General features: G+C 34.6%; 13 protein-coding genes. 6 read left to right on the top strand and 7 right to left on the bottom strand.

Going from position 1 to position 15,132, the window contains the following annotated elements:
- Window position 1 precedes the first annotated feature (1 nt).
- From LA20249_RS09530 to LA20249_RS09505, 6 genes are all read right to left on the bottom strand, one after another.
- The gene (locus LA20249_RS09530) at window positions 2-1,438 is read right to left on the bottom strand and encodes a 6-phospho-beta-glucosidase (protein ID WP_057738976.1); all 1,437 of its coding nucleotides are present in this window, start codon (window positions 1,436-1,438) and stop codon (window positions 2-4) included.
- Between the two features lie 49 nt (window positions 1,439-1,487).
- Window positions 1,488-2,873, bottom strand: a complete 1,386-nt coding sequence (locus LA20249_RS09525) for a PTS sugar transporter subunit IIC (protein ID WP_083477926.1) — start codon at window positions 2,871-2,873, stop codon at window positions 1,488-1,490.
- Between the two features lie 146 nt (window positions 2,874-3,019).
- On the bottom strand, window positions 3,020-3,763 hold the full coding sequence (locus LA20249_RS09520; RefSeq protein ID WP_057738977.1) for a MurR/RpiR family transcriptional regulator: 744 nt from the start codon (window positions 3,761-3,763) through the stop codon (window positions 3,020-3,022).
- A gap of 10 nt (window positions 3,764-3,773) precedes the next feature.
- Window positions 3,774-4,586: an SDR family NAD(P)-dependent oxidoreductase gene (locus LA20249_RS09515; protein ID WP_057738978.1), complete on the bottom strand. Its 813-nt coding sequence runs from the start codon at window positions 4,584-4,586 to the stop codon at window positions 3,774-3,776.
- 133 nt (window positions 4,587-4,719) lie between these two features.
- Window positions 4,720-7,071: a glycoside hydrolase family 65 protein gene (locus LA20249_RS09510; protein ID WP_057738979.1), complete on the bottom strand. Its 2,352-nt coding sequence runs from the start codon at window positions 7,069-7,071 to the stop codon at window positions 4,720-4,722.
- Window positions 7,072-7,359: 288 nt separating this feature from the next.
- Window positions 7,360-7,605 carry a RodZ family helix-turn-helix domain-containing protein gene (locus tag LA20249_RS09505; protein WP_057738980.1) on the bottom strand — a complete coding sequence of 82 codons (246 nt, stop codon included), beginning with the start codon at window positions 7,603-7,605 and terminating at the stop codon, window positions 7,360-7,362.
- 147 nt (window positions 7,606-7,752) lie between these two features.
- Between LA20249_RS09505 and LA20249_RS09500 the strand changes: the two genes are divergently transcribed.
- On the top strand, window positions 7,753-7,989 hold the full coding sequence (locus tag LA20249_RS09500; RefSeq protein WP_057738981.1) for a helix-turn-helix domain-containing protein: 237 nt from the start codon (window positions 7,753-7,755) through the stop codon (window positions 7,987-7,989).
- Window positions 7,990-8,132: 143 nt separating this feature from the next.
- Here the strand turns inward: LA20249_RS09500 and LA20249_RS09495 are convergent, their stop codons facing one another.
- Window positions 8,133-8,624: a hypothetical protein gene (locus tag LA20249_RS09495; protein WP_057738982.1), complete on the bottom strand. Its 492-nt coding sequence runs from the start codon at window positions 8,622-8,624 to the stop codon at window positions 8,133-8,135.
- A 561-nt stretch (window positions 8,625-9,185) separates the two neighbouring features.
- Between LA20249_RS09495 and LA20249_RS09490 the strand changes: the two genes are divergently transcribed.
- The 5 genes from LA20249_RS09490 (at window position 9,186) to LA20249_RS09470 (ending at window position 15,069) form a co-directional block, all read left to right on the top strand.
- Window positions 9,186-10,199, top strand: coding sequence for an ABC transporter ATP-binding protein (locus LA20249_RS09490; RefSeq protein ID WP_057738983.1), 1,014 nt, complete (start codon window positions 9,186-9,188; stop codon window positions 10,197-10,199).
- Window positions 10,196-11,170 carry an ABC transporter ATP-binding protein gene (locus LA20249_RS09485; protein WP_057738984.1) on the top strand — a complete coding sequence of 325 codons (975 nt, stop codon included), beginning with the start codon at window positions 10,196-10,198 and terminating at the stop codon, window positions 11,168-11,170. The genes LA20249_RS09490 and LA20249_RS09485 overlap by 4 nt, the downstream gene beginning before the upstream one ends.
- A complete protein-coding gene (locus LA20249_RS09480; RefSeq protein WP_057738985.1) occupies window positions 11,170-12,129 on the top strand; it encodes an ABC transporter permease in 960 nt (319 codons plus the stop codon). Before LA20249_RS09485 ends, LA20249_RS09480 begins: the two co-directional genes overlap by 1 nt.
- 15 nt (window positions 12,130-12,144) lie before the next feature.
- Window positions 12,145-13,095, top strand: coding sequence for an ABC transporter permease (locus LA20249_RS09475; protein WP_057738986.1), 951 nt, complete (start codon window positions 12,145-12,147; stop codon window positions 13,093-13,095).
- Window positions 13,096-13,248: 153 nt separating this feature from the next.
- Complete coding sequence (locus LA20249_RS09470; RefSeq protein WP_057738987.1) at window positions 13,249-15,069, top strand: oligopeptide ABC transporter substrate-binding protein; 1,821 nt, start codon at window positions 13,249-13,251, stop codon at window positions 15,067-15,069.
- The last annotated feature ends 63 nt before the right edge of the window (window positions 15,070-15,132 follow it).

Below are 15,132 nucleotides of genomic sequence, written 5' to 3'. Positions count from 1 at the left end.
TCTAATTTATCTCCGCACCATTGGTTTTAATCACGTTTTTAAACCAAGCGAATGAGTCCTTTTTGTAACGATTCAAGGAACCTGTGCCATCGTCATTCTTATCAACGTAAATCATTCCATAACGCTTAGACATTTGTCCCGTACTTGCAGCAACTAAATCAATACAACCCCAAGGTGTATATCCCATCAAATTTACGCCATCATTTAAAACGGCTTTTTTCATTTCACGGATATGATCAGTCATATAATCAATTCGATAATCATCATGAATTTTATTATCACTTGTTTTCTTATCTATAGCACCAAGTCCATTTTCAACGATAAAGAGTGGCAAATGATAACGATCATTGAACCAATTTAAGGCATATCTTAACCCAACAGGGTCAACTTGCCATCCCCATTCACTATCTTTTACATACGGATTAATCACGCGATCATGACTCTCATTATATTCCAATTTACCAGTATCCTTAACTGCAAATGACATATAATAACTGAATCCTATATAATCAACCGTTCCCTTTTTCAAGACCTTTAAATCATTTTCAGTCATATCTAAGTCAAATTGACGTTCTTCAAAATGATTCAGCAGCCATTGTGGATAAAAGCCATTAACATGGACGTCAGCAAACCAAAATCTTGTTTGCATTGCCCGCTGAGCAAATAATATATCCTCCGGTTTAGATGTGAGTGGATAAATCGGTGTCATAGCGATCATACAGCCAATTTGAAAATCAGGATTGATTTCATGTCCAACCTCTACTGCTTTAGCGCTAGCTACTAGTTCATAATGAGCCGCTTGATACATTAATTTTTCATTATTTTCATCTGACTTAGGAACAATTCCCGAATCAGTGAATAAAGCGTGAGTTGATTCGTAATCAGTTTGATTATTAATCTCGTTAAAAGTCATCCAATATTTAACTTTATTCTTATAACACTTGAAGACAACTGTTGCAAATTTAACAAAGAAATCAATTACCTTACGACTGCGCCAACCGCCATATTCTTTAACCAAATGATATGGCATCTCGAAATGCGATAAAGTTATAACTGGTTGTATTCCATATTTTAAGCATTCATCAAACATATCATCATAAAATTTTAAACCTGCTTCGTTAGGTTGATCCTCATCACCATTGGGAAAAATCCTTGTCCAAGCAATAGACGTCCTGAAACACTTAAATCCCATTTCTGCAAACAGTTTAATATCTTCTGGATAACGATGGTAGAAATCAATTGCTTCATGATTAGGATAAAATTCATTAGGATCGATTCCATCGGTAATCTTTCTGGCAACACCATTAGCACCAATTGTCATCACATCAGCAGTACTGATACCTTTTCCATCTTGATCATATCCACCTTCTAATTGATGAGCCGCTACTGCACCACCCCATAAAAATCCCTCTGGAAATGATTTTCCTTTTAAATTCATAAAATATCCTCCTCAATTGCGTTACGCCTTCGTTATATAGCCGTTATAATTAAGCTTCAACTGTACCGTTGATATCTTCATCATTGGCACCTTTTTCGATTTTTTCTTTTTCTTCTTTTTTAGTATCTTCATCATCAGGAATAGCCATTTTATTAGCAGCTAAAACAAATGGGAAATACATTGCTACCGAGATTCCTAAACAGACAAAACCAATTACTAATCCTAATAAATTACCACCAGTACCTAAGAACGGCATCAACGGTCCTGGCGTCGTCCAAGTCATCCCTATAGCTGGCGATGGTATCCAATTAAATACTACAGTTACAAAGTATCCAACTAGAATATTGACAACTGGCGTTAATACAAACGGAATAGCCATGATTGGATTTAAAACGATTGGTAAACCAAACATTAATGGTTCATTAATATTAAACAGTCCTGGAACAAAAGCAAGCTTTGCAATGGCACGGTAATCTTTTCTTCTCGATACTAAGAAAATCGCAATGATAAGACCTAATGTCATACCAGAACCACCCATATTAGCGAAAACATCATTTAAAATACCCCAAGTAACACGATGTGGAACCCCTACAACACCATGAAGGTTAATATATGTTTGATTACTCATATCAGCTTCAGTAAAAATCATTGATCTCAAAGCATTCAAAGTATTTGGACCGTGAATACCCACGAGCCACAATAGATTTTGAACAATAGCAATAATGATAACGCCATATAAATTAACCCCAATATGTGTTAATGGTGTTTGAATTGACTTATAAATAACATCATTGATTCCGCCTGGTGCTATCAGTGAAACAAAGTAATTCAAAATTGAGGCAACCATAATAACGAAAACGATTGGAATCAAGCCGTTGAACGAACGAGCAACGGCAGGTGGTACCATATCTGGCATTTTAATTTGTAATTTCTTGATTTTAGTTAATCTCGGTAGAAATTCACCAACTAAACCACCACAAAGCATGGCAACGAATAAGCCTTGAGCACCTAGATAAGTTGTTGGCAAGTATGTAATACCGCCTTTTACAATTGAAGGTGAATACATAATCATAAAGACAGCAATTCCGGTCATCCCGACCAACATATCATCGGCTTTAAAATACTTAGCTAGATTTCTAGCAACTAGATAAGCAATAAAAATGGAAAGAATATTCATTGTTCCATTAGTTACAGAAGTAAGAAGCTTTTGAGCCTCTTCTAAATGTGGGAAAAATTTCGGTAAGAATAAAATTTGGGCAATGAAACCTTGTTTTGAAAAAATAAGATTATTAATCAAAATGACTAATGAAGCTGCCATTGTAATTGGAAATGTGTACATGAAAGCATCACGAATTGCCGCTATGTGTCTTTGTTCATTCAGCTTAGTAGCAAACGGAATAATATGTTTTTCCATGAACGCATTAAAACTGTTCATCATAATATTGAATCCCCCTTTATTTGATTACGTATACAGTATAAAAAAGCGCTTACAAAATGTGAATACTTTGTAAGCGTTCTGACTTGCTGTACCTATCCTTTGACAGATATTTCATACTTGATACATAGTGTTCCTAAATTTTATTATTTTTGTCGTTCAATATCCTGATTATGTAGCTCCATTAATAAGCCATCAACAATATATACGCAAGGGACTTGACTGGTTAAATCATAATATTTATGAATCCGTGTTTCTGGAACATTGTATGTTAAAGCATATCTTCCTATTCGAGCAACCGGACTTTCTATATTGCCAGTCACACTAATTAAAATAGTATCTGGACTATTAACGAAATTATTTAATGTCTCCACGATTTCACTAGTCTTCCCCGAAACTGATAACGTAATGATGACATTATTAGAAGTATTTTGTAACTGTGCTATCAGAGGATAGAATGGATCTTTTACTGCAAATGAATTAAATCCTAATGAAGCCGCTTGTCTGGCACCATATTCTGCAATTGCACCTGAACCACCCATACCAAAGAAAACAATGTTGTCAGCATCCAGCATCAAATGAGCTACTAGTTTAATAGTTTTCTCAATATCATGTGGGAATGCATCCCGTGTGAAAATATTCAAAATATTTTGCTGTGAACGCATCAAGTCCTGATTTTCATTTTTAAATGAAACCTTAAATTCAGGAAAGCTATTATAACCAATTTTATGAATAAATCGCATAACTGAGGAATTAGATACATGCGCTCCCTTAGCCATATCGCGTACTCTCATCAAAGGTACCTGCTCATCATGATCTACAATATAACGATAAATTGCCATATCCACTTCAGACAATTTATCAATATCCTTAAATCCAAAAAAGGCCATTGTTCCACCTCTATTTCATCACTTTAGACAAGATAGCACGATAAGTATTAGGCATCGTTCGAGCTACCATAACTATACCGTGATCCACGATTGAATGGTAATAACGGCGTTTTGGCTTTATATCAGTTGCAGCTTGATAAAATACTTTAGCTAAGTCCTCTGACGTAGCTTCACTACCATTGATTTTTGAGAATAGATCCTCTGTCTTATTTAACAGACCAGTATAAGGAGAATTATCCTCCAAATTCTTTTTAGCATTTTTAAAAGCAATCTTACTCCACTCTGATTTAGTCATCCCCGGTTGCACGATTACCGAACGAATTCCAAATTGTTTAACCTCTTGATCCAAAACATCGCTCCACATATTCAAACTAGCCTTAGTAGTGTAATACCAACCACCTAGTGGACTATAAATATTGGAACCTACTGATGAAATATTAACGATTCTGCCAAACCCCTGTTGTCTCATCTTAGGCAAAACAAATTGTGTAATCCGATCAGCTCCAAACAGGTTAACATTGAATTGTTTTTGAGCATTCTCAACTGGTACCTCTTCAATTGGACCAAATTCTCCATAACCAGCATTATTGATCAAAACATCAATCCGATTTTGTTCACTGATAGTACGATCAACTAAGGCACGTACCGAAATTTTATCCGTCACATCCAAAACCTGAGTGTGAATTCCCTGCTCCTTTAAATCTACCAAACGTTCCACACGCCGAGCTCCACCGTAAACTTCAAAGCCTTGTTTCTGAAAATATAGTGCTGCCGCACGACCCATTCCTGAAGAAATTCCTGTTATTATCGCTACTCTTACCATAACTTATCCTCCTACCTTATTAACACCATTCTATTATAGAAGTTCCTTGGATAGTGATATTTTTATAACTAAACATAAAAATGCCTCACAATTAATAGACTCTATCTAATAATTATGAAGCATTCTTTAATAATTAATTGTTATCATTTTCTTTTTCCACAGTGACCTCATCAGATATAGGCAATTCCAATTTTGAATTAGCCTGAACCTGATAGATTTTATCATGATTGATAAATTTAATGCCTTCACCCATAACCGAGATTTTAAGTTTGTTCTTATCAATTAAGACCCTAACCAAACTATTGTGCCAGTTAATCTGATATTGCAAACTATTCCAAGATTTAGGAAGATTAGGCTCAATTCTCAATTTACTATCCAAAACTCTAAGACCACCGAATCCTTCAACAACCATATTCCAGATTCCACCAGTGGCGCCCATATGCAATCCTTGAGTCACTTTACCCAAGTGAGTTCCTAAATCAACTTCACAGGCTCTTTCAAAATATTTATATGCGATTTTTTCTAAATGCAAATCACTCGCCAAGATTGCGTGGGTAGCTAATGATAGAGACGAATCATGTGTCGTCTTTGGCTCATAATAATCCCAATTAGCCTTTTCAATCTTTTTATTAAACATGTCTTCAAACAAATATATTAATAATAAGACATCAGCTTGTTTCGTGACCTGTAGCTTATCAACCTCTTTTAAATCATAATCCTTAAATATTTTGGCATGTCCACCAGTAGATTGATATTTATCAACCGCAATGACTGGCTTTTGTAAATAAGTATCATCTTCTGGAATAACATTATTGTCATTAGCCTTTGGCAAGTAAATCAAATCAACCTTAGCTAACCAATCCTGATAAATATCATCAAGATTTAATTTATAATTCAATTCATCATAAATTTCAGGTTCACTATTTTTCAACAATCCCACAATTGAAATTGCCTTTTGAATGCACCAATAGGCAGTAAAATTCGTAAAGGCATTGTTATTAACATGTTCCTTATATTCATCTGGACCAATGACATTCTTGATTTCAAAATATTTCTGCTCATCATTCCATTCCAGGCGACTATTCCAAAACTTAGCAGCATCCAAAATGATTTCATAGCCCATTTCTTCTGCAAACTTCTTATCCTCGGTTGCGTACAAATACTCCATTACCGCAATCACAACGTCACTAGTAACATGTTGTTCCAAAAAGCCTGATAAGACCTTCATCGGTTTTCCAGTAACGATATCCACTGAACCCCATGGTGGCGTCATTTCCCCATCAGTTGGCCAAGCGGACTCCCATGGAAATTGGGCACCCTGATAACCATTAGATTTAGCTTTCTTTCTAGCACCATCTAATCCTAAATATCTATACCTTAAGAGATTTCTTGCCACTTCTGGCATTGTAAAAATAAAATATGGCATCATAAAAATTTCAGTATCCCAAAAAGTATGACCCTTATATCCTTCACCAGTCAGACCTTTTGAACCTATATTCATTCTGGAATCTGGAGGCGTATTGGCGGCTAATTGGTAGCGAGCAAAGTTGACAGCAACTTGGGGCTTATTATCGTCAGCTTTAATTTCAACTAAACTTCTTTGCCAAATCTCAGTATTCCAAGCCCGAATTGATTTATTCAGCAATTCCGCATAATTAAAAAGACAGTTCTTCTTCATATCTTGAATCGACACATCCGAAATATCGTCCTCCTCGGTGTCTCCATCAATACTCGTGTAAACATTGGCATACTTAACAAAAGTAAATTTTTGATTCTTCATTAAATCCACATCATAATTATCAAAAATCTGTCTCCGATTCATTTTAATATTGGATTTATTATTTAATAGGACTTCATCAATATAAGACTTATGTTCAACATTAAAAATGAATTTAATTCCTGATTGCTGAGTTTGTTCTTTAAATTGCATAATTTTATCGTCGAAGAGACGTTTGTCGCCTTCAACCAAGTGTTGCGTACCACTATTAGAAACTTGTCCATCAATTCCTGAGACTATTTGAACATTCACATCGTTTTGTTTAGAGATTATTTCCACTTTAGAAACAAATAGATGCTTATCACTCATCGAAATAAATCTTGAAAATTTAAAACTAATTTTTTGATCAGCTATTAGCCAATCGAATTTGTGAATTAATTCACCATCTTTTAAATTAAGATATTTTTGATAGTTTTGAATAGTTCCAGCACTCAAAGAGAATAATTGTTGATTTATCTTCACACGAATATTTAAAATATCAGGCAAATTTGGTAATTCGGTCACTTCATCTTTAAAAGCATCAAAAGTACCAGCAACAAACATATCACGCTTTTCACATAAGGATTTTTCCTCTGGTGCCGCCCGAATACCTAAATAACCATTTCCTTGAAACATAACCGTTTCTGATTTATCTATAGCCTGCGGATTGAACTTTTCAGTTCCAATATACCAATTGTCGTTTTCCTTAGTATCTACACAATATTTCATATTTCACCATCCATTCACGAAAAATAATTTTCCCTCAATGTCTGTATAATATTTATTTAATTATATCCTCTTCTACATTGTAGGATTTTTTTCGATAGATGTGAAACGCTTCACTTATTGCTTATTTTCTAAAAAAAAATCATCCGGTTTGTGGATGATTTTAATCAATATTTTATTCTAGTCCATTATTTATAACGTTATTATTTTTATTTAATATAGTTATTATTAACGATTTATTTTTTTTATATAAGAAATTAAACTAAGGCAATTACTTTAAATCATTATTTTTTAATTATTTTTTAAAAGATTTTTGAAAATAACTTGTTGCAGATCGGTTAAATCAATCCCGTAAAGATCTGATAATACAAATAGAAGTTTACCATCAATTATCTTATTTTTTTCAGTTTCAACTGCGCTCAATACTGAAGTTGACGTTGAACAATTATATTTAGACCGGGCTTGATCAACAACTTGTTGCAAAGTTAAATTATTTAAGAGTCTCTTTGTACGTAAGTACTTTCCAATTGTTATCATATGTCAAATACAACCTATACCTTTCATATATGAGTATTTTAACCTAAAATATGAATTTTTCAAAAAAAGTTATTGAAAAAATAAAGGTTCTAGTTTACTATGATGTTGTCCTTGATTAAGGAAAAAGCTTAAAAAAAGGAATTTGTTATGTATAACAATCAATATTTAAAAGCATATTTCACATTAAAAAACATTCGTCAAAACGATATTGCCAATTTGCTTGGCAAATCTACCTCAACCATTCGTAGAAAAAACGATGATCTAGGTTTCACACAAAAGGAAATTTTGCTTATTCATCATAAGTATAATATTCCGTTAGAGGCTTTTTTTTATGACGATAACGGAAAAAAAGATAATAATCCAATATTTACTGAAAATTCCTAATTTTAATAAAAATTTAGGATACAATTATCCTTATTTTGGTATTTCAATATTAATAAAACAAATTAAATTCTTCTGTTTTTAAGAGCAATAATGACGATAACCGTATTCGATTATCGTCATTATTGTCTTTTAATACCTAGAATTTACTGATTTAGGTCTTGTTGCAACTGATTCAATTCTCCATTATTAGAAAGTTTTTGATATTGTTGGTATGCTTGATACCAATTTCCGTCGTTAATCGCTTTTCTTAAGCCTGAATATTCATCATTAGAAAAAATTTCTTGTGCTGCCTTTTGAGACTGTGCTCTAGTCAAAGATGAAGAATCTTCGATTAGACTAGCGGTCTTTTTTTGACTCTTAGCTGCCGCCATGATTTCTGACATTTTTTTCTTACCCAAAATGCTGGCAGCACGATCAATTTTTTTATCCTTTGTGGAATCACCTGTTTTCTTTGACTTTACCCTTTTAACCAATTCAGACTTAACAGCCTTATCTCCTGGAGTATCATTTCCCGTGACACTGCGTAACATGTTATTCAATGGGAAAATAAATACCACACACAAAATCAATAAAACTACAATTGCACATATAATTGTTAAAATTAAAGGTTTCTTACTTTTCTTACGATGACGCATTTTAATCACCTTTCTTTTACGGAATCATCTTAGCACCATTTTTTTATAAAGTATTCTGATTAACCTGTTTTGTCACATACAGTTACATTTTCATAAAAGCATTTCCACAAATGGCATCTAATTAGATGCCATTTTTTATTAGGCTAAATAAATCAAATACTAATCTAATTTAAAAAAAGACTCTAAAAATGAATGATCAGCATTTTTCCAACGTTATAACGTTAATCTCAGAGCTGAAGTTAATAACTTCAAGCCCTATTATAATAACAATCAGTTTTATTTTCATAAATATACATATCGTCAATTTCAAGTTAACTTTTTTCTAATCTTTCTAATTTGGCTGTATAGTTTTGTCATAAATCTAAGACATTATTTAAATGGGCTCTCTGAACGTTTTATAAAGTTTTTTAATATTTTTTTAATAAATAGGGTTGTAAATTAGAATTTTATTAACTATAATCGTACTCAATTATTAAAAAAGTTCTTTGCAGCATTGGTGCACCTGTCGCAATGCGTCTTAGGGTTTAAATAAGAGAATTATTAGAATCGGGAGGGGATCATTTGGAATCTACATCAGACTTTCTAGATATTAAAGATGTTAATACCGCTTTTAAAATTAACGGAAAATATTACGATGCGATTTCTCACATTAATCTCAAAGTTCATCATGATGAGATTCTTGCCATTGTCGGCGAGTCAGGATGTGGTAAAAGTACTTTAGCCACGACCATTATGGGATTGCACGATCCATCGGAGACAAAAATCTCAGGTGAAATTGATTTTGAGGGTACTAACCTATTAAAACTTAATGAAGCCGGATATAACAAATTCCGAGGCGCCAAAATCGGAATGATTTTCCAAGATCCATTATCTGCATTGAATCCATTGAAACGGATTGAAGACCAAATCAGTGAAGTAATGACTTATCATACTAATTTCACTGCAAAGCAAAAACATGATCGCGTCATTGAGTTGCTTAACGAAGTAGGAATTGAAAATCCTAAAAGAACTGCTCATCAATTTCCACATGAATTATCAGGTGGTATGAGACAACGTGTCATCATCGCAATTGCGATTGCCTGCAAACCAGACTTGATTATTGCTGATGAACCAACTACAGCTCTTGATGTTACAATTCAAGCTCAAATCTTGGATGTTTTAAGAAAAATCCAAAAAGAAAATCATGCCGGTATCATTTTGATCACCCACGATTTAGGGGTTGTTGCTGAAACAGCTGACCGAGTTGCTGTTATGTATGCTGGTCAAATCGTTGAAGAAGGCAGTGCTGAACAGATTTTCAACACGCCTAAACATCCCTATACACGTTCACTATTAAGATCAATGCCTCAACGTGATAATCAAAATGACGATTTATACGTCATTCAAGGAAATGTTCCTTCATTACAAAAGATGCCACAAACTGGTGACAGATTTGCACCTAGAATTCCTTGGGTTGATTCTTCCGTACACGAAGCTAATCCTGAAATGCACGAAGTAGAGCCGGGACACGATGTTCGTTGTACTTGTTACAAGGATTTTGAATTTCCAGACAAAATGGGGAGTGTGAAAGTATGAGTTTAATTGAAATTAAAAATTTAAAAGTTCACTACCCTATTCGTACTGGATTTTGGAACCGTATCACCGATTCTGTTAAAGCAGTCGATGGAATTAGTTTCAATATTGAGGCTGGTGAAACTTATGGATTAGTTGGTGAATCTGGTTCAGGTAAATCAACTACCGGCAAATCCGTTGTTGGATTAGAAAAGGTCACCAGTGGTTCTATTATGTATCAAGGTAAAGATATTACCAAGAAAAAGAATCGCAAAGAACTCGATTACAATCACGATGTTCAAATGATTTTTCAAGATTCATTATCAAGTTTGAATCCTCGGAAAAGAATTGAAGATATCATTGCAGAACCACTAAGAAATTTTGAAAATTTAAGTAAGAGTGAAGAAAAGCTTCGAGTTTTACAATTACTAGACATTGTTGGTTTGGATGCCGACGCTTTGTACAAGTATCCCCATCAATTTTCCGGTGGTCAAAGACAACGTATCGGAGTTGCTAGAGCCGTTGCCACTAATCCTAAATTGATTATTGCTGACGAACCCGTTTCTGCTTTGGATCTATCAGTTCAAGCTCAAGTTTTAAACTTCATGAAAAAAATTCAACGTGAATTCGGCATTTCCTACCTATTTATCTCTCATGATTTAGGTGTCGTCAGACATATGTGTAACAACATCGCCATCATGAACCGTGGCCGTTTAGTTGAAATTGGAACACGGGAAGATATTTATAATCATCCCATTCATATTTATACCAAACGTTTATTAGCCGCAATTCCTGAAACAAATGTTAACGATAGAAAACAACATCGAGCTGATCGACTAGCCGTTGAAGAAATTTATCGTGAACAACAAGACAAGTATTACGACAAAGATGGTCAGGCTTTCCCATTAGTACCAATCAGTCCCACACATTCAGTCGCTTTACCAGAAGATGTTGCTAAACAGATCATCAAACAAGAAGGAGAGGTGAAGGCATAATGTGGAAAACAATTCTCCGTCGTATCTTAATTATGGTTCCTGAAGTCATTATTCTAAGTCTTTTGGTTTTCTTACTAGCCAAAGCCATGCCCGGTGATCCATTTACTGGTTCCATTAATCCTAAAGCTGATCCTGCTCAACTTCATCATTTGATGGAAATGAACGGCTTGTATGATCCTTGGTATCAACAATATTGGAACTGGGTTGTCCATTTATTCCAAGGTAATCTAGGTAACAGTTACCAATATCAAGAACCAGTTACCCGTTTAATTGGTAGTCGTGCTGTTAATACCCTCTGGTTAGCATTATTTACAACTATTCTTACTTATTGTTTTGCTTTACCAATGGGCATGTACGCTGCTAAACATGAAGGAAAATTACCTGACAGTGTTATCAGAGTTTACACATACGTCACTTACTGTATTCCTTTCTTCGTTATCTTAGTTATCGGTATTTGGATTTTTGGTTATGTATTAGGTTGGTTCCCTACAACTGGTTCCATTTCTTCAACCGCTAATCCAGGTATTGGTTCTATAGGATCCCGTTTATACCATATCCTTTTACCGGGTGTTCTGGGTGCTTTATTTGGAACTGTCAATATCGTTCAATATCTACGTTCAGAGGTCATCGATGCCAAACGTTCTGATTATGTTAGAACAGCTCGTTCAAAAGGTGTTCCTGAAAAGGATATTTATAAACATCATATTTTTAGAAATTCATTATTACCAATTGCCGCATTTGCTGGTTACTCAATCACTGGATTGTTAAATGGTTCCCTATTTACCGAAACAGTTTTCTCCTATCCAGGTATGGGATTACTATTCATCAATTCTATTAGTTACCGTGACTACACTGTAATCACTGCTTTAGTTCTAATCTACGGAATTTTAAATCTACTAGGAACATTACTTTCAGATATTATCTTAAGTATTGTCGATCCTAGAATCAGAATTGAATAAGGGGGCCGTTAGATCATGGAAGAAAATTTAAACAAACATTCAAACATTTCAGCGGCTGACCTTGAACGTCTGAATAAAGAGGCAAACCAAGAAGCTACTCCTTCATCAGCAAAGATTGTTTGGAATGAATTCAAAGCTGATAAGCCAGCTATGATTGCTCTATTTATTGTCGTTGCATTCATCTTATTCGTTATGATTGCTTCATTATTTATTAACACTTCAAAAATAATGCAAACAGATATTATGAATTACAACGCTAGTCCTGGTACCAGTGGTTTCCTATTAGGAGCTGATTCTGGTGGACGCTCTATTGCTCAGCAATTAATTGTTGGAGCTAGAAACTCAATTGGGATTGCCATTGGCTTAACAATTATTTCTTCAATTTTTGGTATCTGCTGGGGATTAATTTCTGGTTACTTCAACGGATATATTGATTGGGGTATGCAACGTGTTTACGACTTTATGATGATGTTGCCAATGACTATGATGATCATTGTTTTGGTTACTATTATCAGAAGTTATAACGCCGTTACTTTGACATTGATTTTTTCAATCTTTTATTGGGAAGGTACTTCACGTTTGATTCGATCTCGGACCCTTTCCGAATCTGAAAAAGATTATGTCGCTGCTTCAAAGACCTCTGGTACAGGCAGTTTTAAAATTATTTTCAAAGAAATCATGCCTAATATTTCATCATTGATTATCGTTGATACAACCTTATCATTTGCTGAAAACATTGGTGTTGAAACTGGACTTTCCTACTTGGGATTTGGTCTTCCTATTCAGACACCTTCGCTTGGTACTTTGATTGCTAATGCTAATGATCCTAATAACATTACACAGTACTGGTGGACATGGTTACCAGCAGCTCTATTGATTATCATTCTCTGTCTATCAATCAGTTATATTGGTCAAGTAATTCGTCGTTCTGCCGATGCTTCTCAACGTCAAGGTTCCGAAGCTTAACTGATTATTTTAGAAATTATATTTACCAATTAAATTACGAAATTTAAGGGGATGGTGCCTACCAAATATTAAGCACTTTGTCATTCTTTCATTACACTTACCGATGATATATCGGAAAACAACATAGGGTTTATTTTCAAGGGGGAAATACATATGGTTAAAACTAAGAATAAAGTTATTCTTTCTGCAGCAGTCACATTTTTAGCTGCTGTCACACTTGCTGGTTGTTCTAGCAATAAGAGCTCTTCTTCAAATTCAAGTAGTGGTGCCGTTAATTTGCCTACTGCTTATAAGAACAAAGCTGCAACTGATAAAAAGGCTACCAAGAATGGTACATTAAAATTGGCAATGTCAAGTAATTCACCATTCCAAGGTATTACTGATCCAATTCTAGCTTCTAACGCTACTGATTCTGAAGCCTTTGCTCCAGGTGGTTCAGGTTCACTATTCAACGTTGATAAAAACTACAAAATTATTGATGGTGGTCTTGCCAATCAAAAACTAGATCGTAAAGCTAAAACTGCTACTATCACTATTCGTAACAATGCCAAATGGTCTAATGGCTCTCCTGTAATTGCTAAGGATGTTGAGTATGCTTATGAAGTTCTTGGTAATAAAAAATCAACTAGTAGCCAATACTCCTCCGATTTTGAAAATATCGAGGGTATGGCTGCATACCATAAGGGAACTTCTGATACTATTTCTGGTATCGAAATGCCTGATGGCAACAATGGTAAAAAAGTCGTTATTCACTTTAAACAAATGTCACCAAGTATGAAGTTCTCTGGAAATTCATATATCTGGGGTTCTGTAGAGCCATATGAATATATTAAAGATGTTCCTATTGCAAAGCTTGCCTCATCAGAACAAGTTCGTAAGAATCCTATTTTCACTGGTCCTTACAAGTTGGATAAGGTTGTTGAAGGTGAATCAACAAGTTGGTCACCAAACAAATACTACTACGGCAAGAAAGCTCAAATTGGTCACATTACTATCAACGTCGTTTCCATGAATAACATTGATAAAGCTATCCAATCTAAGAAATATGATACTGTTGTTCCAGAAACTGCAGGTGCTCTTGGTGGTACTAACTACAAGAACTTGAAGAACCTTAAGGGCTATACAAATGTTGGTCAAGCTGCACTTGGTTACAGCTACTTTGCCTTTAATTTAGGTCATTATGACACTAAGACAGGCAAGAATGTCGCCGATTCTAATAAGAAGATGGCTAATAAGAAATTACGTCAAGCTATGATGTATGCAGTTAATGTTGATCAAGTTTCTAAGAAGTTTGGTAATGGTATCAAATGGCGTGCTAACACACTAATTCCTCCAGTATTTACTAAATACTATGATAAATCTGCAAAGGGTTACTCACTAAATATCAAGAAAGCCAATAAGTTACTTAATGAAGCTGGATACAAGAAACGTAATGGTAGCAAATGGCGTTCAGATCCAAATGGTAAGAAACTTGTTATTCACTTCGGTGCTATGAGCAGTAGTTCTACAACCGAAGCAACTTACCAAAACTACTTGCAACAATGGCATAAAGTTGGCTTAAATGTTAAATACGCTACAGGTAAACCAATCGAGCCTAATAGTTTCTATGATACATTACAAAAACCAAATCAAAATTCAATTGATTTCTGGTTAGGTGCTTGGTCATTATCATCCGAACCATCACAATCACAACTTTATGGTGATACTGCTCCATTCAATATGGGTCACTTCGTAACTAAGAAGAATACTGAATTGATCAATAAGATGAACGATTCAACTGCTTGGAATGATAAGACACGTACTAAGACATTCAAAGAATGGCAAGAATATATGAACGAACAAGCTGGTGTTGTAGGTGAACAATTCAACTACGCATGGCAACCAGTTAACAACCGTGTTAAAGGCTTTGATCTTAGCCCTGCTAACAATGAGTTCTTTAGCAATCTAACATTGACTTCCTCTAAATTGAAGTAGTCAATGCAACTCAACCAATTAACTGTTCTCCCACATTACACACACATAATCAGTTATGCGGTT

It is taken from the genome of Companilactobacillus alimentarius DSM 20249 (assembly GCF_002849895.1).
In the GTDB taxonomy this organism is placed as follows: domain Bacteria; phylum Bacillota; class Bacilli; order Lactobacillales; family Lactobacillaceae; genus Companilactobacillus; species Companilactobacillus alimentarius.
The sequence above is the reverse complement of the archived record's forward strand: the minus strand, read 5'-3'. Positions and strand labels throughout refer to the sequence as shown.